Genomic DNA, 20,067 nt, shown 5'->3' with positions numbered 1-20,067 from the left:
TCGATGGCGAGCGAGCGACTGCTGACCTCCTGGAGCGAATACGAAACCGCCGTCGGGCAACTGCTGCCGACGGCGGAGAATGCGATCGCGATCTTCGACCGCGACCTCGCTTCGCTTCGGCTGGAAAAACCCGGCCACCACCAGGCGCTGGCCGATTTCCTGCGGCGCGCGCCGAACGTTCGGCTGCGCATCGCGGTGCAGTCGGCGCAGGCGATCCGTACGCACAGCCCGCGCCTGATGCAGCTGCTGCAGACCTTCGCGCACCGTTTCCAGCTCGTCGAAGTGCCGCCGCACCTCGCGCGCCTCAGCGACTCGATGCTGCTCATCGATGACGCCAGCGCTGTCGTCCGTTTCCATCACGACCACCCGCGCAGCAAGGAAATCCTCGCCGATGCCGATGCCTGCAGTCCTTACGGCAAGCGCTTCGAGGACATCTGGGCGGAAGGCGGCACCCCGATCAGCGCCACCACCCTGGGCCTGTAGCCCGTCCGGCAAGGGTCTAGCGTTCCGGCATAAGGCCGGCCTTTCTATGAACCGCACGCAATTAGTGCTATCATTTTCGGCTGACTGGCAACAGCCGGTCAGCCAAATTTGGTAATGCAGTTCCCGTTTCGTTATCGATAAGGAAATAGAAAATGAACCGTTCTCTCCTCGTTGCTGCCCTCGTCGCCCTGGCCGTCACCGCCTGCGGCAAGAAAGAAGAAGCCCCGGCTGCTGCCGCCCCGGCTCCGGCTCCGGCCGCCGCTCCGGCCCCGGCTGCTGCTCCGGCCCCGGCCGCTGACGCTGCCAAGCCGGCCGATGCCGCCGCTCCGGCCGCCGCCCCGGCTGCTGCTGACGCCGCCAAGCCGGCCGAAGCCGCTCCGGCCGCTGCCCCGGCTGCCGCCCCGGCCGCTCCGGAAAAGAAGTAATCCGGCTCAGCCGCACAATGAAAAAGCCGGTCGCAAGACCGGCTTTTTTGTTTCCGTCGCTGGCGGCAGGAATGCTCTTCCGCCGCTCAGCAAATCTGGCGCCAGTCGAACCCCGCTTCCTGGTCGGCGACGCCGATCCATTCCGGCGAACAGCCGAGCGCCGACGCGAGCGCCCCGGCCGCCAGTCCCACCCGGTTGTTCTGTTCCGACAGGTGCGCAGCGACGACATGCTGCAGGCGGCTGACGCACACCTGCGTCAGCAGCGAGGCGGCGGTGTCGTTGTCGAGATGGCCGAGGCGCCCGGCGATGCGTCGCTTCAGCGACGGGGGGTAAGCCGAGGCGGCGAGCATTCCGGAATCGTGGTTGCATTCGAGCACCAGCGCGTCGCAGGCGTCGAGCATGGCCGTCAGGTGCGGCGTCAGGCCGCCGGCGTCGGTCAATACGCCGAGACGACGGGCACCATCGGAAAAGACGTACTGGACCGGTTCGCGCGCATCGTGCGGCACCGGATAGGGAAGCACCTGCAGGTCGCCCAGGGCGTAGGCGGAGTGCCCGTCGATCAGCCGGAGGGCCGGCGGCTCGCCGCACGATTCGGGGGCCGCCGCGAGCGTGCCGTGCGTGAGCCAGACCGGCAGGCCATAGCGCCGCGCGAACTTGAAGACGCCGGCGATGTGGTCGCTGTGCTCGTGGGTGACGAGAATCGCGGCAAGGGTCTCCGGGGCGACGTCGAGACGCTCTAGCCGGCGCACCGTTTCGCGGATCGCGAAGCCGCAGTCGAGGAGTACGCGCGTGCTCCCCGCCTCGACCAGCAACGCATTGCCACGGCTGCCGCTGCCGAGCGATGCGAAACGCATCACCGCAACTGTTCGTGCAGCAGCCCGAGGATCTTCCGCGCGGTTTCCGAGTTGTCGGCACCGCCTTCACGCGACAGGACCTGCACCTTCGACACGCTCGAACCATCGGCGACGTAGATGCGGTACTGCATCTTCGACAGCGTGGCCGCCTCGCTGCCCTTGAACGGATTGAGCTTGGCCAGCCAGCTTTCGCCATCCTTCTTCGAATTCACGTCGGCTTCCGGGTCGACGTAGCGGACGAAGTAGAGACCCTTCGAACGGTCGCGATCCTCGACGGTGAAGCCGACTCGGTCAAGCGCCAGGCCGACGCGCCGCCAGGCGCGGTCGAAGCGTTCCTGCACCTCGAGCACCCCGGCGCCGTCGCTGCCGCGCACGATCTTCGCCCGCTCGGCCGCCGGACGTTCCTGGGCGGCGACGATCTCGGCGGCGGCACGCTTCTCTTCGGAGCCGAAGCGCACCATCAGGCGGCGCAGCATTTCCGCTTCCAGTTCCGGATCGGCCGGACGCGGCTGCCACTTGGTCTGGTCCTTGCCTTCCGAGACGAAGATCTCGTACATGCCGCGATGGCTGATGAAGATGTCCGTCGTCCCGGGCTCGGCACCGGGCTCGAGGCGGGTGCGGAACTTGTCGCGCTCGGCGGTCGAATACACCGAGTCGATCACCTTGCCGAGGAAATTGCGGATGAAGTCCTGCGGGATCTTGGCGCGATTCTCCGCCCAGTCCGTCTCCATCACGCCCGCCTCGGGCAGTTCGAGCTTGATCAGGAAACCGGTTTCCTGCCAGAACTCCTTGACCACGTCCCAGTGCTTGTCGGGCGAACCGCCGACGACCAGCCAGCGCTGGTTGCCGGAGCGCTCGATGCGGACTTTGTCTACCTGCGGCAGCACATCGCTGCCGCGGGCCGCGCGACCTTCGGCGGTACGTTCGTTGGCGTAGGCGGAGAAGGTCGCCTTGCCCTTGCCGCCAACATCCGGAACGGCGAAACGGTCGTCGCGCGCCGGCGCGATCAGATCGGGCGGCGTTTCCAGCGTCGGCGCTTTCGCCGCCGATTTGTACTCGACCTTCTTGGTCTCGATGCCAACCGACCCGCAGGCGGTCAGGAAAGCCAGCGCGGAGAGCGCAGCCAGGCGCGACACAGCAAACTTCATGGGTGACGGATTCCGATCAGGCAAGCGCGCCGGCCTGGCGCATGGCGGCACGAACGCGCTCGTGGCAGTCGGCGGACAGCGGCGTCAGCGGCAGGCGGATGCCGCCGCGGATCAGCCCCTGCTGCTGGCAGGCCCACTTCACCGGAATCGGGTTCGCCTCGCAGAACAGATGACGATGCAGGCCGAGCAGGCGGGCGTTGATCTCGCGCGCCGTCTTCGCGTCGGCGGCAAGCGCGGCGGCGCACATCTCGTGCATCAGCCGCGGCGCGACGTTGGCGGTAACCGAGATCGTGCCGTGCGCGCCGAGCAGGATCAGCGCGCAGGCGGACGCGTCGTCGCCGCTGTAGATGGCGAAGTCCTTCGGTGCGCGCACGATCAGGTCGGTGCCGCGCTCGAGGTTGCCGGTGGCGTCCTTGATGCCGACGATGTTGGGGATCTGCGCCAGGCGCAGCGCCGTGTCGTTGCTCATGTCGGCGACGGTGCGGCCGGGCACGTTGTAGAGGATCACCGGCAGCTCGACCGCCTCGGCGATCGCGCGGAAATGCTGGTAGAGGCCTTCCTGCGTCGGCTTGTTGTAGTAGGGTACGACCGACAGGCTGGCTGCGGCGCCGACCTTCTGCGCGTAGCGCGTCAGCTCGATCGCCTCGGCGGTCGAATTGGCGCCGGTGCCGGCGATCACCGGGATGCGGCCGGCGGCGTGGGCGACCGTGAAGCGGATCAGCTCGCCGTGCTCGTCGACGTCGACGGTCGGCGACTCGCCGGTGGTACCGACGATGACGATGCCGTCGGTGCCTTCCTTGACGTGGTGGTCGATCAGCTTGCCGAGGCTGTCGTAGTCGAGACTGCCGTCCTCATGCATGGGCGTGACGATGGCGACGATCGATCCGGTAATCATGTTCATTGGCTGCGCGAAAAAAGGAAACCTTCGGATTCTAACCGAAGGCCGGCTCGCTGGGTATCGCCCCGAAAGGAGCGCGGCGGCCCGGACTCAGATGTCGGCGAGCACGCGCAGATGGGCGGCGACGCTGCGGGCGAGCGCGGACAGGACATAGCCGCCTTCGAGCATCGACACCACCCGCTTCCCGGCGTGGCGCTCGGCGACCTCCTTCACCTGCTGCGTCACCCAGGCGTAATCCTTCTCGAACAGCTTCATGCTGCCCATGTCGTCCTCGTAATGGGCGTCGAAGCCGGCGGAAACGAAGACCATCTGCGGCTTGAACTCGTGCAGCCGCGGCAGCCAGCAGTCGGTCACCGCGCCACGGAACTCCTCGCCGCCGGAGCCGGCCGGCAGCGGGATGTTGCACATGTTGGCGGCCTGGTTGTCGGCGCCGCTGTAGGGATAGAACGGATGCTGGAAGATGCTGCACATCAGCACCCGCTCGTCGCCCTTGAAGATGTCCTCGGTGCCGTTGCCGTGGTGCACGTCGAAATCGATGATCGCCACGCGCTCGAGGCCATGCGCCTCCAGCGCATGAGCCGCCGCCACCGCGATGTTGTTGAAGAAGCAGAAGCCCATCGCGTTGGCGCGCTCGGCGTGGTGCCCGGGCGGCCGCACCGCGCAGAAGGCGTTCTGAACTTCGTGCGTCATCACCAGGTCCACCGCCAAGCAGCCGGCGCCCGCCGAGCGCAGCGCCGCCGACCAGGTGTGCGGGCACATCGCGGTATCGGGATCGAGGTGGGCGATGCCGCTCTCCGGCGCGGTGCGCTTGATGCGCTCCAGATGCGACGGCGGATGCACGCGCAGCAGCTGTTCGAAGCTCGCCAGCGGCGCGTCGTGGTAGGTGAAGTAGGCGTCGATGCCTTGCGCGATCAGATGGTCGCTGATGGCGGTGAGGCGGGCGGGGGACTCCGGATGATAGGAGCCCATGTCGTGCAGATGGCAATCCCTGTGGGTGATGAATGCGGTCGCGGTCACTTCGCCTTCCCTGTGTCTTTCCCTGCGCTTATCGTTGCGCCTCGCCGAGCGTTCCGGCCACGCCGTCTACGCCGCCCCGCTATAATCGGCGGGAACATTAACGGTTCCTGTTATTTCGTCGTCCCGGGCATTATCAACCCATTACCCGCGCCACCACAAGCCATGAGCGACCTTCGCAACGCCCTCGGCAGCACGATCGACGCCGCCGGCAAAATCATCCTCGGCAAGGAACGGCAGATCCGGCTAGCGCTCGCCTGCCTGCTCGCCCGCGGCCACCTGCTGATCGAGGATCTGCCCGGGGTCGGCAAGACGACGCTGGCGCACACGCTGGCGCAGCTGCTCGGGCTGGAATTCTCGCGCATCCAGTTCACCAGCGACCTGCTGCCGGCCGACATCGTCGGCGTCTCGATCTACGACCGCGAGCGCGCCGGATTCCGCTTCCTGCCCGGCCCGGTGTTCGCGCAGGTGGTGCTCGCCGACGAGATCAACCGGGCGACACCGAAGACGCAGAGCGCCCTGCTGGAGGCGATGGAGGAGCGACAGGTGACCGCCGAGGGCGAGACCCGCCGGCTGCCGGAACCATTCTTCGTCATCGCCACGCAGAACCCGTCGCATCAGGTCGGCACCTTCGCGCTGCCCGAATCGCAGCTCGACCGCTTCCTGATGCGCATCGAACTCGGCTACCCCGACCGCGATGCCGAGCGCGCGCTGCTCGCCGGCGGCAACCCGCGCGAGCGGCTCGCCGAACTGCAGCCGACGCTGGCACCGGCCGACCTGCAGCCGCTGCAGCGGGCGGCGACCGAGGTACACGTCGCGCCGGCGCTGGTCGACTACGTCCAGACGCTGGTCGAAGCGACGCGGATCGACCCCGCCTTCGCGCACGGCCTGTCGCCGCGCGCCGCCCTCGCGCTGCTCGCTGCGGCGCGCGCCTGGGCGTTCATCGACGGCCGCGGCATGGTGTTGCCGGAGGACGTGCAGGCGGTGCTGCCGGCGGTCGCCGCCCATCGCCTCAACCGCGTGCAGGGCAACGGCCACGCCGACGCCGACGACATCGCCGCGCTCATCCGGCGCACGCCGCTCCCCTGATGGCCGCATTCGCGCGCCTCCGCCGCTGGCTTTTCCGCTTCGGCCGCGACGAACGGGTGCCGATCGTCCTCACCCAGCGCCGCATCTTCATCCTGCCGACCGCCGTCGGCATCGCCTACGCCGCCGTGCTCTGCGTGATGCTGGTCGGCGCCGTCAATTACAACCTCAGCCTCGGCCACGCGCTGGTCTTCCTGCTCGTCGGGCTCGGCCTGGTGACGATGGTGCACACCTTCCGCAACCTCGCCGGGCTGGCGATCACGCCCGGCCGCGCCGAGCCGGTGTTCGCCGGCGACGTCGCGCGCTTTCCGCTCCATCTCGCCAATGCGCGCCGCGAGCGCCGCTGCGCGCTGCAGTTCCGCTTCGCCGGCAACGCCACGGCGATCGCCAGCGTGCCGGCGACCGGCAAGGCGCAGGTGAACGTCCCCTACGCCACGCAGCGCCGCGGCCGTCTCGACCCCGGGCGGATCACGCTGGAGGCCTCCTACCCGCTCGGTTTCTTCCGCGCCTGGAGCTACCCGCATCCGGTCTTCAGCTGCCTCGTCTACCCGCGCCCGGAAATGCGGCCGCTGCCACCGCCGACGCCGGTGACGGACCCCGGTCTCGCCCGCGGCGCCGGCGGCCACGAGGACTTCGCCGGACTGCGCCTGCGCCAGCCGGCGGACTCCCCCCGGCACATCGCCTGGAAGGCGGTGGCGCGCAACGTCGAGGCCTACCCGCTGCTGGTCAAGCACTTCGCCGGCGGCGCCGGCGAGGAACTGTGGCTGGACTGGCAGCTGACTGCCGACGAGGAGGACGCCGAAACCCGCCTTTCGGTGCTCGCCGGCTGGGTGCTGGCGGCGGAAGCGGCGCAGCTCGCCTACGGGCTGGCGCTGCCCGGGCTGACCCTTACGCCCGCCTGCGGCACCGCCCACCGCGACGCCTGCCTGGAAGCGCTGGCGCTCTACGGACATGAAACGGAAACGACCGCCGCGCCCCGTTGAGCCGCTGGAGCGCGCCTGCGTTCCCTGGCTGCTCGCCTGCGCGCTCGCCACCGGCGCGCCGCACGTCGGCCACCTGCCGTCCTGGCTCGGCCTGCTCGCCGGTGCGGCAATCGGCCTGCGCGCCTGGCTGTGGCAGCGCGAGCGGCCGCTGCCGCCGCGCTGGGCGCTCGCCCTGGTCGTCGCCGCCGCCAGCGCCGGCGTCTACTTCCAGTACCGCACGCTGTTCGGCCGCGACCCGGGCGTCGCGCTGCTGGTCCTCTTCGTCGCGCTGAAGCCGCTGGAGATGCACGGCCGCCGCGATGCGATCGTCGTCGTCATGCTCGGCTTCTTCCTGCTGCTCACCCACTACTTCTATTCGCAAAGCATTCCGACCGGACTCTGGCTGCTCGCCGCAGCGACGCTGCAGACGGCGACGCTGCTGCGCATCTTCGGCGGCCGCCAGCCGCTGCCCGAGATCGTCCGCTACGCCGGCGTGCTGCTGTTGCAGGCGACGCCCTTCATGCTCGTCCTGTTCCTGCTCTTCCCGCGCATCACCGGGCCGCTGTGGGGGCTGCCGCAGGATGCGCATGCCGGCAGCAGCGGACTGCCGGAAACGATCGCACCGGGAACGATTTCCAATCTGGTGTTGAACGGCAACATCGCCTTCCGCGTCCGTTTCGCCGGCCCGCCGCCGGACAACGCCCGGCTGTACTGGCGCGGCCCGGTGATGGACGAGTTCGACGGCCTGCGCTGGCGTCCGGCACAGTTGGGGCGGCTCGAAGCGGCGACGATCGAACACCGCGGCGGCACGATCGCCTACGAGACGACGCTGGAGCCGCACAACCAGCGCTGGCTGCTGGCGCTCGACGCGCCGCGGACGATTCCCGAGCAGGCCTTCATCAGCGGCCGCCTGCAGGCGATCGCTTTCGAGCCGGTACGCCTGCGCAGCCGCTTCGCCTTCACCTCCAGCCTCGACTACCGCGCCAGCCCGGCCGCCGAAACGCGCGCGCTGCTCGCTGCCGCGCTACGCCTGCCGACCGCGGGCAACCCGCGCGCCCGCGCACTGGCCGCGGAATGGAAGGCGCGCCATGCGAGCGTGCAGGCGATCGTCGCCGAAGCCCTGCTGATGTTCGGCCGCGAGCAGTTCGGCTACACGCTGCAACCGCCGCTGCTCGGCGACGATCCGGTCGACCAGTTCCTGTTCGAGACCAAGCGCGGCTTCTGCGAACACTACGCCTCGGCCTTCGTCTTCCTGATGCGCGCCGCCGGCATCCCGGCACGCGTCGTCGCCGGCTACCAGGGCGGTGAACTGAACCCGGTCGACGGCTATCTCGTCGTCCGCCAGTCGGACGCCCATGCCTGGGCGGAGGTCTGGCAGGAGGGCGTCGGCTGGCAGCGCGTCGATCCGACCGCGGCCACGGCGCCCTCGCGCATCGAGCGCGGCATCGCCTCGGCGCTGCCGGAAAGCGACGCGCTGCCGATGATGGCGCGCCTCGACATCGGCTGGCTGCGGCAGCTGCGCTACCGCTGGGACGCGATCAACAACGCCTGGAACCAGTGGGTGCTCGGGTACAATCCGGAGCGCCAGCGCGAGATGCTGTCGCGACTCGGCCTCGACGACATCGACTGGCGCGGCATGACCGCACTGCTGGCGGTGCTCTGCGCCGCGGCGCTGCTGGTCGTCACGCTGTGGACGCTGGCGCAGCGGCCGCGCCTCGATCCGGCACAACGCGCCTGGCTGCGTTTCTGCGCGCGGCTGGCGCGGCTCGGCGTGCCGCGGCACGCCTGGGAAGGGCCGCTCGACTACGCCGCACGCGTCGCCGCCGCGCGCCCCGAATTCGGCAAGGCCGCCCGCAGCGCGGCGGCTGCGTATGCGGCGACCCGCTACGGCGGCGAGGACGATGACGCCGTCGGCCGCCTGCGCGCCGCCACCCGAAAACTCCCGTACCGATGGAGACCTGCTTGAAGAAACTGCTTGCCGCCCTGCTGGCGGCACTGATCCCGGCGAGCGCGCTGCCCGCCGCCAGCTTTGCCGACGACCCCGAGGTCGCCGCCTTCGTCGCCGAGATGCGCGACCGCCATGGCTTCGACGCCGACTGGCTGCAGCTGCGCTTCGCCCGCCTCGGCCCGAACGAGAGCGTGCTGCGCGCGATCAGGCCGGCCGCGGTGCCCGAGCTGCAGCGCTCGTGGGAACGCTACCGCGCCCGCTTCCTGAACGAACGGCGGATCGCCGCCGGCATCCGCTTCTGGCAGCAGCACGCGGCGACGCTGAAGCGCGCCGCGGTCCTCTACGGCGTGCCCGAGGAGATCATCGTCGCGATCATCGGCGTCGAGACCGAATACGGGCAGAACACCGGCCGCTTCGGCGTGATGCAGGCGCTGTCCACGCTCGCCTTCCGCTACCCGCCGCGCGCGCCTTTCTTCCGCGGCGAACTCGAGCAGTTCCTGCTGCTGGCGCGCGAGAACGGCATCGATCCGCTCGTGCTGAAAGGCTCCTACGCCGGCGCGATCGGCATCCCGCAGTTCATGCCCGGCAGCCAGCGGCGCTACGCCGTCGACTTCGACGGCGACGGGCGCGTCGACCTGACGCAGAGCGCCGCCGACGCGATCGGCAGCGTCGCCAGCTTCCTCGCCCAGCACGGCTGGCAGGCGGGCGGCGGCGTCGCCGTGCCGGTGCGCGTCGCCGCCGATCCGGCGCCGCTGCTGGCGCTCGGGATCAAGCCGGAACGCCCGCTCGCCGAGCTGATCGCCGGCGGCGTCGAAACCGATGCCGACCCGGCGACGGCCGGTGCGCTGATCGACCTGGTCACACCGGACAAGGAAACCGAATACTGGGTGGGATTCCAGAACTTCTACGTGATCACCCGCTACAACCGCTCGAGCTTCTACGCGATGGCGGTGTTCCAGCTGGCCGAGGCGATCCGCGACGGCCGGCGCGCGCTATAGCAGGCTGTCGCGGGTGACGCCGCCGCGGCGGATGATGCGGCGCAGGTGGCCGAGCGCCTCGATCTGGATCTGCCGCACGCGCTCGCGCGTCAGCTGCATGTCGGCGGCGATCGCCTCCAGCGTGCACACCTCCGAGCCGTTGAGTCCGTAGCGGCGCTCGATCACCGCCCGCTGCTTGTCCGGCAGCTGGCCGACCCAGCTGGCGAGGAGGTCGCCCATCTCGCTCGATTCGAGGTAGGCCGCCGGGTCGACCCCGTTCTCGTCGGGAATCGCGTCGGCGATGGTGTGGTTCGGATCGATCTCCAGCGGCGCGTCGAGCGAGGCGATGTGCTCGTTCAGCGCGAGGATGCGCTGCACCTCGCTGACCGGCTTGTCGATCAGATGCGCGATCTGCTCGTGGCTGATCTCGCGGCCGTTGGCCGCCTCCAGATGACGCACCGCGCGCAGCACGATGTTCAGTTCCTTGACCACGTGCACCGGCAGGCGGATCGTGCGCGACTGGTTCATGATCGCGCGCTCGATGCTCTGCCGGATCCACCATGTCGCATAGGTCGAGAAGCGGAAGCCGCGTTCCGGATCGAACTTCTCCAGCGCATGGATCAGGCCGAGGTTGCCCTCCTCGACCAGGTCGAGCAACGGGATGCCGCGGTTCAGGTAGTGCTTGGCGATGTTCACGACGAGCCGCAGGTTGTGCTCGATCATCTTCTGCCGCGCCGAGAAGTCGCCGGCGCGCATCGCCCGCGCCGTCGCCGCCTCCTCGGCCGGGGTCAGCAGCGGCTTGGCGCCGATCTCGTTGAGGTAGAGCTGCGTGACATCGTTGAGGATCTCGGTTTCCGGGCTGACCGTCTCGGCCGCCGCCGACTCCTTTTCCGCCGCTTCCAGCTCCTGGTCGTCGGGCGTTTCCGGCTCGAGCAGCGCGTCGTCTTCGAACTCGGTATCGTCGCTCATGATCAGCGCTGCGGCAGGTATTTCAGCGGGTCGACCGGCTTCCCTTGTCGCCGGATCTCGAAATGGAGCTTGACCTGATCGCTGTCGGTGTTGCCCATCTCGGCGATCTTCTGGCCCTTGCTCACCGACTGGCCTTCCTTCACCAGCAGGTTCTGGTTGTGCGCGTAGGCGGAGAGGAAGGTGGCGTTGTGCTTGACGATGATCAGCTTGCCGTAGCCGCGCAGGCCGGTGCCGGAATAGACGACCTTGCCGTCGCCGGCGGCGACTACCGGGTCGCCGGCCCTGCCGGCGATGTCGATGCCCTTGCTGCCCGATTCGCTGAACTGGCCGACCAGCTTCCCCGCCGACGGCCAGATCCACGGCACGTCGTCCGGTCCCGCGGCTACCGCCTCGGGCGCCGGCTGCGGCTTCGCCTCCGGCGCCGGCTCGGGGCGCGGATCCGCCTTCGCCAGCACCGGCGTGCCGCCGTTCGACGCGCGCTGCGCCTGCGCCAGCGCCTCTTCCGAATACGCCAGCTTGCCGGCCTTCGGCTCGGTTTTCAGCAGCGACGACGCCGGCGACGGTGCCACCGCCGTCGGCGCACCGTCGAGCGAACGCTGCTCGACTCCCGCCATGCCGCCGATCGGCTGCGTGACGACCGTTTCGCCGGAGGCGACAGCGGCACCCGGCGCCCGTACGCGCAACTGCACGCCGACCCGGATGCGGTTGGGAGTCTCGATGCTGTTCCAGGCGATCAGGTCGCGGTAGTCGATGCCGTGTTCGCGCGCGATGCTGTACAGCGTATCGCCGCTCTTCACCGTGTACAGATCGCGGGCACCCGCTGCCGCGGCGGGGGCCGTGGCGCCGCGCTCGACCACCGGCGCCGGGACCGTGCTGGCGCAGCCGGCGGCGACGACAATGGAAAGTGCGAGGGCGAGGCGACGGTAATCCTTCATTCAATCCCCGAGAGCAGCGGTACAAAGCGCACGGCATCGAGCCGCGATTCGACAAAACCTTCCGGACGACGTTCGATCAGACAAAGCACCTGCTCGCTCGTTCCCAATGGCAACATCATTCTGCCACCAAGCGCCAGCTGCTGCAAAAGCACCGGCGGCACGCGCGGCGCGGCCGCAGCGAGGATGATCGTATCGAACGGCGCCGCTTCCGGCAGCCCGAGCTGGCCGTCACCATGCTTCAGCCGCACGCGGAACTCCTGCACCGCGCGCAGGTTGAGCTTGGCCCGTGCGATCAGCGGTTCCAGTCGTTCGATCGCGTAGACCTCCTCGGTCAACTGCGCCAGCACCGCAGCCTGATAACCGCAGCCGGCGCCGACCTCCAGCGTCCTGCCGAGTCCGGCGCGGCCGGCCAGCAGCACTTCGATCATGCGCGCGACGATGTAGGGCTGCGAGATCGTCTGCCCGAGCCCGAGCGGCAAGGCGGTGTCCTCGTAGGCGCGATAGGCCAGCGCCTCCTCGACGAACACGTGGCGCGGCACCGCCGCCATCGCCGCGAGCACCGCGTCGTTCTGCACGCCCTTCTCGCGCAGGCGGTCGATCATCCGCGCGCGCGTACGCTGCGAAGTCATGCCGATGCCGGCGAGCGCGTGGGCCATTACGTCATCCAGCCTTCGATCATCGCCAGCTGCCCGGCGTGCGTAAGGTCGATCTGCAGCGGCGTCACCGACACGAAATTGTTCGCCACCGCATGGAAGTCGGTGCCCTCACCGGCATCCGCCGCTTCGCCGGCAGCACCGACCCAATAGACAGTCTCGCCGCGCGGCGTCTGCGCCTTCACCACCGGCTCCGCCTTGTGCCGCCGCCCGAGACGGGTCACCTTAATGCCCCTGATATCAGACAGCGGAACGTCCGGGACGTTCACGTTGAGCAGCACCGGCTCGCGGATCGGCTGTGCGAGGAAGCGCGCGACGAGTTGCCGTGCGATCTGCGCGGCGGTCGCGAAATGCTGCCCGGACTTGCCGACCAGCGACACCGCAAGCGCCGGCACGCCGAGCAGGTAGCCTTCGGTAGCGGCGGCGACGGTGCCCGAATAGATGGTATCGTCGCCCATGTTGGCGCCGTGGTTGATACCCGAGACGACCATGTCCGGCAGCGTGTCGAGCATGCCGGTCACGGCAAGGTGCACACAGTCGGTCGGCGTCCCGTTCACGTGGTAGAAGCCGTTGGGCGTTCGCCGCAGCGACAGGGGCCGATCGAGCGTCAGCGAATTGGAGGCGCCGCTGCGGTCGCGCTCGGGCGCGACCACGGTGATCTCGCCGAGATCGCCGAGCGCGCGCGCCAGATGCTCGATGCCGGGAGCGAAGTAGCCGTCGTCGTTGGAAAGAAGGATGCGCATGAAAACTCAGCAAGAAGAAGCGGACAACCGGCACCTGACCGGTTTCGCGACGGGCGCCTGCCCAGTCGTGCCGACGTCCCGAAAACGCCACCGATTCTAGCAGCTAGGCGCCCCCGCGACCACCGCCGCCATGCAAGCTACGATACCGCCGACACGCTGCTGCGAGGCCTGGGTCGACGGCACTGCCCTGCCCAATCCCGGGCGCATGAGCATCGGGCTGGTGCTGCTGGCGCCCGACGGCACGCGCCAGGAAATCTCCCGCCGACTCGGGCGCAGCGGCTGCAACAACGAGGCCGAGGCCTGCGCCATCGCTGCCGCGCTGGCAGTCGCGGAAGCCGCCGGCTGGCGGCGCATCCTGATCCGCAGCGACAGCCGCTTCGCCGTGGACTGCCTGAACGGCCGCGACGACACCGCAACGCCGCACCTCGCCAGGCTGCTGGCCGACATCCGGCGGACGATGGCCGATTTCGAGTCGGCCGGCGTCATCTGGCTGCCGCGTCACCGCAACCACGACGCGGACCGGCTCGCGCGCGCGGCGCAAGGATTGCCGCCGAAAACCGACGCGCGCCGCAAATGACAGGAACGAACACCGACGATCGGCGCGCCGGGAGCCGGCAGGGTCGGCCGCGGCGGACAACCGGATGATCCACACCCTTGCGCGCCTGCTCGCAACGCGCCGTCAACCGTCTGAAACAGATTGACACAAACCGTTGCACAGTCCGAACAGCCGGTGGTGTGGTGTCGGGCGAGAATTCTCCCGTACCCCAAAGACCGGAGAACGAGATGGCAGCCGTCACCCCCACCCAACTGGACACCATCGCGGCCTTCCTCGAGACGTCGCGCGAATACCTCGACATCGACCACGCGATCCGCCTGCGCTGGCCGCGGCTGTCGTCGCGGGAAAGCCGCGGCGGCGCCCGCCCGCGCGGCGCCAAGCCGGCCGGCAAACGCAACCGACGCACCGGCGCCGGCAAGAACCGCTACGCCTGCACTGCGTAGATTCGCGCGAGCTTCGCCGCTTCCGTCGCGACCCGCTCGCGCAAGGCCCGCGGCGCCAGCACCTCGCAGCCGGCGCCGAACTTGAGGATATCCATCAGCAGCTCGGGATCCTGCGTGTACGGCAGCTTCAATTCGTAGCTGCCATCCCTCAGCAGCCGTCCCCGCTGCTGCGGATGCCAGCGCTCCCCCGCCACCCAGCGGGCGCGTTCGGGCGTAAAGCGCAGCGTCGCCCAGCGCACCTCGCGGCCGGAGAAGATGCCATAGCCGGCGCCGAGCACCGCATCCAGCGATTTCGCCGGCACCTCCTTCGCCTTCTTCTCGAGGATTTCGCCACGGCGAATGGAGTCGAGAGCGAAGGCACGGATGTCCTCGCGCAGGTGGCACCAGGCGTCGAGATACCAGTTGTTGCGGTAATAGACGAGGCGCTGCGGCGACACCTCGCGCTGCGACAGCTCGCCCTTGCCCTTCGCGAAGTAGTCGATGCGCAGCCGCTTCCTGCGCAGCAGCGCCGAGCCGACGGCCTCGAAGTGGTCGAGATGGAATTCGCGGTTACCGACGTTGAGCACGAAGATGCGCTTCTCGATTTCCTCGGCGGAGTTGTCGCCGGTGCCCAGCAGCGCCGTCAGCCGCGCCAGCAGCGGCCGGATGTGCGGCCCGAGCAGGCCGCCGGTGTCGAGGTTGGCGAGCAGGTGCTGCATGGTGAGCAGCGCGTGGATCTCCTCCGCGGAGAACCACAGGCCGGGCAGCTCGTACTGGTCGCCGACGGCCGCCGCCGTGCTGTCGAAACGGTAGCCGCCGGCGAAGCGATCGAAGACGATCGGCGCGTTGAGCCGGTCCTTCATGTAGGAGAGGTCGCGCTTCAGCGTCGCACGTGACACCTCCAGCCGCGCCTGCAGTGCGGCGAACGGAATTCCCGGCTGCTCGTTGAGCAGCAGGTCGATCTTGTACAGGCGCTCGGTGCGATCCATGCCGTCGGGACGATGTCGGAATCAGGCCCGGATCATAGTCGAAACGCCGCGCCCGCGCTTCGCCCGCCGGCGCCAGCATGCCGGCAGCTCGACCGCGGCCGGCAGGCGCGGGCGCTCGGCTGCAACCGGCATGCCGTGCCGCCCGCCGCGCGCTTCGCGTACGCCGACAAGGCGATTGAAGAGCTTCTGCAGGGTATCCATGTCACCTCCTCGTTCAGGACATGGCGTCATCTTCGCCGACGACAGGCTCATCCGGTGAGCCCCGGCCGCAACATACTGCAGGCATCCAGCACGACCACGGAGCGCCGACCATGAACCCGACCGCCACCCCCTACGTTTCCACCTACCTGGGCCATCGCTTCCACCCCGCGGCGCCAAGCATCGACGACGTGCACATCGAGGACATCGCGCACGGTCTCGCCTTCCAGTGCCGCTTCAACGGGCAGACGCGCGCCTTCTATTCGGTGGCCCAGCACAGCCTGCTCGTTGCCGGCCTCGTCCCCGCCCGGCTGCGGCTGGCGGCGCTGCTGCACGACGCGGCCGAAGCCTACCTCGGCGACATGGTGAAGCCGCTGAAGGCGCTCTTCCCGGAATTCTCGCGGCTGGAGGAAGGCGTCATGGCGATCATCGGCGAACGCTTCGGCGTCGCCGGTTTCGCCGCCCCGGCGATCAAGCGCGCCGACCTGATCGCGCTCGCCACCGAAAAGCGCGACCTGCTGCCTCATTCGAGCGAAGCATGGGCCAGCCTCAGCGGAATCACGCCGGTTCCCGCGCGCATCCAGCCGCTGGCGCCGCACGAGGCGAAGGCGACCTTCCTCGAACGCTTCCGCGAGCTGTCCTGCGCGACGCCACGGCGCGAGCCGGTCGCGCAGTGCGCCTGAATCGGCGAAGGACACCGCACCATGAGAGAATGGCCGCCCTGTTTCCCCCTCAAACCGGATACGCAATGGACATCGCCCGCATCGCCACCACCCGCCATACCTGCAAGGCCTACGATCCCAGCCGCAAGGTCCCGGCCGAGCAGGTCGAGCAGCTGAAGACGCTGCTGCGCTACGCGCCCTCCTCCGTCAATTCGCAACCTTGGCACTTCTTCATTGCCGAGACGGACGCTGCAAAGGCGCGCATCGCCAGATCGACCCCGGAAGGATCTCCCTACGCCGCCAACCTGCCCAAGGTGAAGAATGCCTCGCACGTCGTCGTACTCTGCGCCCGCACGGATGTCGATGACGCGCACGTCGCCGCCTTGCTCGCGCAGGAGGAAAAGGACGGCCGCTTCCCGACCCCGGAAGGCAAGGAAATGCAGAACAAGGGCCGCAACTTCTACGTCGGACTGCACCGCAGCGACCCGCAGGACATGCAGGCCTGGACGCAGAAGCAGGTCTACCTCGCTCTCGGCACCCTGCTGCTCGGCGCGGCCACGCTCGGCATCGACGCCACCCCGATCGAGGGCTTCGCCCCCCGGGCACTGGATGAGGAACTCGGCCTGGCCGAAAAAGGACTGAAGAGCGTGGTGCTGGTCGCGCTCGGCTACCGCAGCGCGGAGGACTTCAATGCGCAGCTGCCGAAGTCGCGCTTGGCGGCGGAATCGGTTATTTCCGCGCTCTGATCAACCGCAGGTCCAGCCCCGACCACACCCCCCCTGCCGTACGGCAGCCGGGATCGACTAGCCATTTCCGGGGCGACGATGCCCAAGTCGGGCATCGTCCATCTCGCGCCCGCGTTTATATTTAGCGCTCGGCCAGTCAACAAGGCTTGCCCGGCAATGCGAAAAATGGGCTGCTGAAAAGCAAAACGGCCAACCCGAAGGTTGGCCGTTTTCGTGTTACTGGTCGGGGCGGCGGGATTCGAACTCGCGACCCCTTGCACCCCATGCAAGTGCGCTACCAGGCTGCGCTACGCCCCGACGAGGCGCGGAGTATAACCGAAAGCCGTTGCCGACTCAAACGCGCAGCAGCTCGATGACGCTGGCCAACTCGGCGCGCAGCCGCTCCGGCGACAGCGCGGTGGCGGCGGCCGGCGGCGCTTCGGCATGCGCGCCCTCGTCGAGCCGGTTGCGCGCGCCGCTGATGGTGAAGCCCTGGTTGTACAGCAGCTCGCGGATGCGGCGCACCAGCAGCACTTCGTGGTGCTGGTAGTAGCGGCGGTTGCCGCGCCGCTTGACCGGCTTCAGCTGCGTGAATTCCTGCTCCCAGTAGCGCAGCACGTGCGGCTTGACGCCGCACAGTTCGCTGACCTCACCGATGGTGAAGTAGCGCTTCGCCGGAATCGGCGGCAGCGCGTCGCTGCTGATGTCTTTAGGATTGGGTTCCACGGTAGAACTCTTCCACCTCGGACTTCAGTTTCTGGCTGGCGTGGAAGGTGACCACGCGGCGGGCGGTGATGGGAATTTCCTCGCCGGTCTTCGGGTTGCGACCGGGGCGTTGCGGCTTGTCGCGCAGCTGGAAGTTGCCGAAGCCGGACAGCTTGACGCCGTCGCCGCGCTCGAGCGCGTTGCGGATCTCCTCGAAGAAGGCTTCGACCATGTCCTTGGCTTCACGCTTGTTCAAACCGACTTTTTCGAACAACAGGTCGGCGAGTTCTGCCTTTGTCAGCGTCATTATTCTTCCTCGTCAGACACGGAGTTGCGCCTTGAAGGCGTCTTGCAGATAAGCGACCAGATGTTGCACCGCGGCATCCACTTCCGCGTCTTGCAAAGTCCTTTGAGTATCTTGCATAACTATACGGAAAGCAAGACTTTTCTTCCCCGGCTCGACCCCTTTTCCGGTGTACACGTCGAACAGTTCAATGTCCTGAACGAGGGCCGGCCGGGAGGTCGAAAGACCATCGAGAAGCGCCTGCAGTTCGAGTCCGTGATCGACGACGATCGCCAGGTCGCGAATGACGGCGGGATAGCGCGAGACTTCGGCGTACTGCGGCAGGCTGGCCCCCTTCAGCGCATCGAGATCGAGTTCGAAGACCACCGGCGGCAGCGGCAGCTCGTACTTCTGCACCCACTGCGGATGCAGTTCGCCGACGACGCCGATCGCGCGGCCGTCGAGCACGATGCGCGCGGCGCGGCCGGGGTGCAGCGCCGGGTGCGCGACCTTTTCGAAGCGCGCGACGCGCGGCGCGAGCAGCGCCTCGAGGTCGCCCTTGACGTCGAAGAAGTCGACGTTGCGCGCCGGCGCGCCCCACTGCTCGGGCAGTGCGCCGCCGTAGGCGAGACCGGACAGGCGCCACGGCTGGTTGAAGCCGGCTACCGGGCCGCCCGTCGCGTCGCGCAGGAAGCAGCGGCCGGTCTCGAACACGCGCACGCGGTTCTGCTTGCGCTTGAGGTTGGTCGCGAGGTTGGCGAGCAGCCCGCCGAACAGCGTCGAGCGCATCACGCCCATCTGGCTGGCGATCGGGTTGGCCAGGCGGATCGGGTCGGCATTGCCGGAGAAGTCGGCTTCCCAGCCCTCCTCGACGAAGGCGAAGTTGACCACTTCCTGGTAGCCGGCGTCGGCCAGCACCTGGCGGATGCGCGACAGCGGGCGCGCCGACTCGGTCTGCGGCAGCATCGCCAGCGCGCCCTGCGGCGCCGGCGCCGGGATGTTGTCGTAGCCGTAGAGGCGAACGACTTCCTCGATCAGATCTTCCTCGATCTCGATGTCGAAGCGGTACGACGGCGGCGTGACGACGAAATCCTCGCCCTCGCGCACGAACGGCAGGCCGAGGCGGGAGAACAGGTCGGCGATGGCTTCGGCGGCGAACGGCACGCCGAGCACCTTGGCGACGCGGGCGACGCGCAGGCGCACCGGCTTGCGCGCCGGCAGCTCGGCCTGGGCCTCGACCAGCGGGCCGGCCTGGCCGCCGCAGATGTCGAGGATCAGCTGCGTCGCACGCTCGATCGCGTTGCGCGTGCCGCCGAAGTCGACGCCGCGCTCGAAGCGGTGCGACGCGTCAGAGCCGAAGCCGTAGCGGCGGGCGCGACCGGCGATCGCGGTCGGCGCGAAGTAGGCCGACTCGAGGAACAGGTCGGTCGTCTCGAGCGTGATGCCGCTCTCCTCGCCGCCCATGATGCCGGCCATCGCCAGCGGCTTCTCGTCGTCGGCGATCATCAGCACGTCGGCGTCGACCGGGATCGTCTGCTCATTCAGGAGCAGCAGTTTCTCGCCGGATTTCGCCATGCGCGCATGCACGGTGCCGGACAGCTTGGCGTTGTCGAAGGCATGCAGCGGCTGGCCGAGTTCGAGCATGACGTAGTTGGTGATGTCCACCAGCGCCGAGATCGAGCGGATGCCGGAGCGCTCGATGCGGCGCTTCATCCATTCCGGCGTCGGCGCCTTGGCGTTCACGCCGCGCACGATGCGACCGCAGTAGCGCGGGCAGGCGGCCGGCGCGTCGAGCACGATGGGGCGAACGGCGTCGACGCTGGCCGGAACGGCGGGCACGTCGACGTAGGTCGCCGGGGTGCCGGTCAGCGCCGAGACTTCGCGCGCGATACCGGTCAGCGACAGGCAGTCGGCACGGTTCGGCGTCAGTTTCAGCGTCAGCAGGCGGTCGTCGAGGTCGAGGTAATCGCGGATGCTGGCCCCTACCGGCGCATCGGCCGGCAGCACGAGCAGGCCGGCGGCATCCTCGGCGATGCCGAGCTCCTTGGCCGAGCAGAGCATGCCCGACGACTCGATGCCGCGCACCTTGGCGACCTTGATCGCGAAGTCGCCGGGCAGTTTGGCGCCGGGCAGCGCGCACGGCACCTTGAGGCCGGCGGCGACGTTCGGCGCACCGCAGACGATCTGCTGCGGCGTGCCGCTGCCGATGTCGACCTGACACACGTTCAAGCGGTCGGCGTCGGGGTGCTTCGCGACTTCGAGCACCTGCGCGACGATGACGTCGTTGAACGCGGGGGCGACGGTTTCTTCCTCCTCGACTTCGAGGCCGGCCATGGTCAGGAGGTGCGACAGCTCCTCGCCCGAAAGGGCGGGGTTCACGAAAGTGCGCAGCCAGGATTCCGAGAATTTCATGATTCAGGTTCCGGTGTCGG

23 protein-coding genes and 1 tRNA gene are annotated in these 20,067 nt (G+C 68.7%); 10 read left to right on the top strand and 14 right to left on the bottom strand.

Going from position 1 to position 20,067, the window contains the following annotated elements; genetic code table 11:
• Positions 1-3: 3 nt before the first annotated feature.
• Together IWH25_RS10230 and IWH25_RS10225 are read left to right on the top strand one after the other, a co-directional pair.
• Positions 4-483 (top strand): DUF7931 domain-containing protein, encoded by a 480-nt coding sequence (locus IWH25_RS10230; RefSeq protein ID WP_203385707.1) that lies wholly within the window; start codon positions 4-6, stop codon positions 481-483.
• A 152-nt stretch (positions 484-635) separates the two neighbouring features.
• Positions 636-908, top strand: a complete 273-nt coding sequence (locus IWH25_RS10225) for a hypothetical protein (RefSeq protein WP_203385706.1) — start codon at positions 636-638, stop codon at positions 906-908.
• An 86-nt stretch (positions 909-994) separates the two neighbouring features.
• Here IWH25_RS10225 and IWH25_RS10220 read toward each other — a convergent pair whose 3' ends face one another.
• The 4 genes from IWH25_RS10220 to IWH25_RS10205 all read right to left on the bottom strand — a co-directional run bounded on the left by IWH25_RS10220 (position 995) and on the right by IWH25_RS10205 (position 4,825).
• Positions 995-1,762, bottom strand: a complete 768-nt coding sequence (locus IWH25_RS10220) for an MBL fold metallo-hydrolase (protein ID WP_203385705.1) — start codon at positions 1,760-1,762, stop codon at positions 995-997.
• Positions 1,762-2,910, bottom strand: a complete 1,149-nt coding sequence (gene bamC, locus IWH25_RS10215; protein ID WP_203385704.1) for an outer membrane protein assembly factor BamC — start codon at positions 2,908-2,910, stop codon at positions 1,762-1,764. Before bamC ends, IWH25_RS10220 begins: the two co-directional genes overlap by 1 nt.
• 16 nt (positions 2,911-2,926) lie before the next feature.
• Entirely contained in the window at positions 2,927-3,805 is an 879-nt protein-coding gene (dapA, locus tag IWH25_RS10210) for a 4-hydroxy-tetrahydrodipicolinate synthase (protein ID WP_203385703.1), read from the bottom strand.
• Between the two features lie 93 nt (positions 3,806-3,898).
• On the bottom strand, positions 3,899-4,825 hold the full coding sequence (locus IWH25_RS10205; RefSeq protein ID WP_203385702.1) for a histone deacetylase family protein: 927 nt from the start codon (positions 4,823-4,825) through the stop codon (positions 3,899-3,901).
• A 162-nt stretch (positions 4,826-4,987) separates the two neighbouring features.
• On the opposite strand from IWH25_RS10205, the gene IWH25_RS10200 reads away from it, so the two are divergent.
• The 4 genes from IWH25_RS10200 to mltB are packed head-to-tail and all read left to right on the top strand — an operon-like array spanning position 4,988 to position 9,816.
• Positions 4,988-5,911, top strand: coding sequence for an AAA family ATPase (locus IWH25_RS10200; RefSeq protein ID WP_203385701.1), 924 nt, complete (start codon positions 4,988-4,990; stop codon positions 5,909-5,911).
• Positions 5,911-6,891 (top strand): DUF58 domain-containing protein, encoded by a 981-nt coding sequence (locus tag IWH25_RS10195; protein ID WP_203385700.1) that lies wholly within the window; start codon positions 5,911-5,913, stop codon positions 6,889-6,891. Before IWH25_RS10200 ends, IWH25_RS10195 begins: the two co-directional genes overlap by 1 nt.
• On the top strand, positions 6,860-8,836 hold the full coding sequence (locus IWH25_RS10190; RefSeq protein ID WP_203385699.1) for a transglutaminase TgpA family protein: 1,977 nt from the start codon (positions 6,860-6,862) through the stop codon (positions 8,834-8,836). The genes IWH25_RS10195 and IWH25_RS10190 overlap by 32 nt, the downstream gene beginning before the upstream one ends.
• The gene (gene mltB / locus IWH25_RS10185; RefSeq protein WP_238998862.1) at positions 8,833-9,816 is read left to right on the top strand and encodes a lytic murein transglycosylase B; all 984 of its coding nucleotides are present in this window, start codon (positions 8,833-8,835) and stop codon (positions 9,814-9,816) included. Before IWH25_RS10190 ends, mltB begins: the two co-directional genes overlap by 4 nt.
• Here mltB and rpoS read toward each other — a convergent pair.
• From rpoS to surE, 4 genes are read right to left on the bottom strand one after another with little or no spacing between them, the layout of a single operon-like run.
• On the bottom strand, positions 9,811-10,764 hold the full coding sequence (gene rpoS / locus IWH25_RS10180; RefSeq protein ID WP_203385697.1) for an RNA polymerase sigma factor RpoS: 954 nt from the start codon (positions 10,762-10,764) through the stop codon (positions 9,811-9,813). The two genes, mltB and rpoS, sit on opposite strands and share 6 nt — an antisense overlap.
• A 2-nt stretch (positions 10,765-10,766) precedes the next feature.
• Entirely contained in the window at positions 10,767-11,699 is a 933-nt protein-coding gene (locus tag IWH25_RS10175) for a peptidoglycan DD-metalloendopeptidase family protein (protein ID WP_203385696.1), read from the bottom strand.
• Positions 11,696-12,355 (bottom strand): protein-L-isoaspartate(D-aspartate) O-methyltransferase, encoded by a 660-nt coding sequence (locus IWH25_RS10170; protein WP_203385695.1) that lies wholly within the window; start codon positions 12,353-12,355, stop codon positions 11,696-11,698. The genes IWH25_RS10175 and IWH25_RS10170 overlap by 4 nt, the downstream gene beginning before the upstream one ends.
• Complete coding sequence (gene surE, locus IWH25_RS10165) at positions 12,355-13,095, bottom strand: 5'/3'-nucleotidase SurE (protein WP_203385694.1); 741 nt, start codon at positions 13,093-13,095, stop codon at positions 12,355-12,357. Before surE ends, IWH25_RS10170 begins: the two co-directional genes overlap by 1 nt.
• Before the next feature lie 130 nt (positions 13,096-13,225).
• On the opposite strand from surE, the gene IWH25_RS10160 reads away from it, so the two are divergent.
• Together IWH25_RS10160 and IWH25_RS10155 are read left to right on the top strand one after the other, a co-directional pair.
• Entirely contained in the window at positions 13,226-13,672 is a 447-nt protein-coding gene (locus IWH25_RS10160; RefSeq protein ID WP_203385693.1) for a reverse transcriptase-like protein, read from the top strand.
• Between the two features lie 206 nt (positions 13,673-13,878).
• Positions 13,879-14,094, top strand: coding sequence for a hypothetical protein (locus IWH25_RS10155; RefSeq protein WP_203385692.1), 216 nt, complete (start codon positions 13,879-13,881; stop codon positions 14,092-14,094).
• Here IWH25_RS10155 and IWH25_RS10150 read toward each other — a convergent pair.
• On the bottom strand, positions 14,076-15,062 hold the full coding sequence (locus IWH25_RS10150; protein ID WP_203385691.1) for a helix-turn-helix transcriptional regulator: 987 nt from the start codon (positions 15,060-15,062) through the stop codon (positions 14,076-14,078). The two genes, IWH25_RS10155 and IWH25_RS10150, sit on opposite strands and share 19 nt — an antisense overlap.
• Positions 15,063-15,083: 21 nt before the next feature.
• Positions 15,084-15,263 carry a hypothetical protein gene (locus IWH25_RS10145; protein ID WP_203385690.1) on the bottom strand — a complete coding sequence of 60 codons (180 nt, stop codon included), beginning with the start codon at positions 15,261-15,263 and terminating at the stop codon, positions 15,084-15,086.
• A 110-nt stretch (positions 15,264-15,373) separates the two neighbouring features.
• Between IWH25_RS10145 and IWH25_RS10140 the strand changes: the two genes are divergently transcribed.
• On the top strand, positions 15,374-15,943 hold the full coding sequence (locus IWH25_RS10140) for a hydrolase (protein ID WP_203385689.1): 570 nt from the start codon (positions 15,374-15,376) through the stop codon (positions 15,941-15,943).
• A 65-nt stretch (positions 15,944-16,008) separates the two neighbouring features.
• Positions 16,009-16,668: an oxygen-insensitive NAD(P)H nitroreductase gene (gene nfsB, locus IWH25_RS10135; protein WP_203385688.1), complete on the top strand. Its 660-nt coding sequence runs from the start codon at positions 16,009-16,011 to the stop codon at positions 16,666-16,668.
• A 220-nt stretch (positions 16,669-16,888) separates the two neighbouring features.
• Here the strand turns inward: nfsB and IWH25_RS10130 are convergent.
• The 4 genes from IWH25_RS10130 to pheT all read right to left on the bottom strand — a co-directional run bounded on the left by IWH25_RS10130 (position 16,889) and on the right by pheT (position 20,047).
• Positions 16,889-16,965, bottom strand: a tRNA-Pro gene (locus tag IWH25_RS10130).
• 36 nt (positions 16,966-17,001) lie between these two features.
• The gene (locus IWH25_RS10125) at positions 17,002-17,373 is read right to left on the bottom strand and encodes a MerR family transcriptional regulator (protein ID WP_203385687.1); all 372 of its coding nucleotides are present in this window, start codon (positions 17,371-17,373) and stop codon (positions 17,002-17,004) included.
• A complete protein-coding gene (locus tag IWH25_RS10120; RefSeq protein WP_203385686.1) occupies positions 17,357-17,659 on the bottom strand; it encodes an integration host factor subunit alpha in 303 nt (100 codons plus the stop codon). The genes IWH25_RS10125 and IWH25_RS10120 overlap by 17 nt, the downstream gene beginning before the upstream one ends.
• Positions 17,660-17,671: 12 nt before the next feature.
• Positions 17,672-20,047, bottom strand: coding sequence for a phenylalanine--tRNA ligase subunit beta (gene pheT / locus IWH25_RS10115; protein ID WP_203385685.1), 2,376 nt, complete (start codon positions 20,045-20,047; stop codon positions 17,672-17,674).
• Between the last annotated feature and the right edge of the window lie 20 nt (positions 20,048-20,067).

It is taken from the genome of Azospira restricta (genome assembly GCF_016858125.1).
GTDB lineage: Bacteria > Pseudomonadota > Gammaproteobacteria > Burkholderiales > Rhodocyclaceae > Proximibacter > Proximibacter restrictus.
Note: the sequence above shows the minus strand (reverse complement) of the source record. Positions and strands in the feature narration are given on the sequence as shown.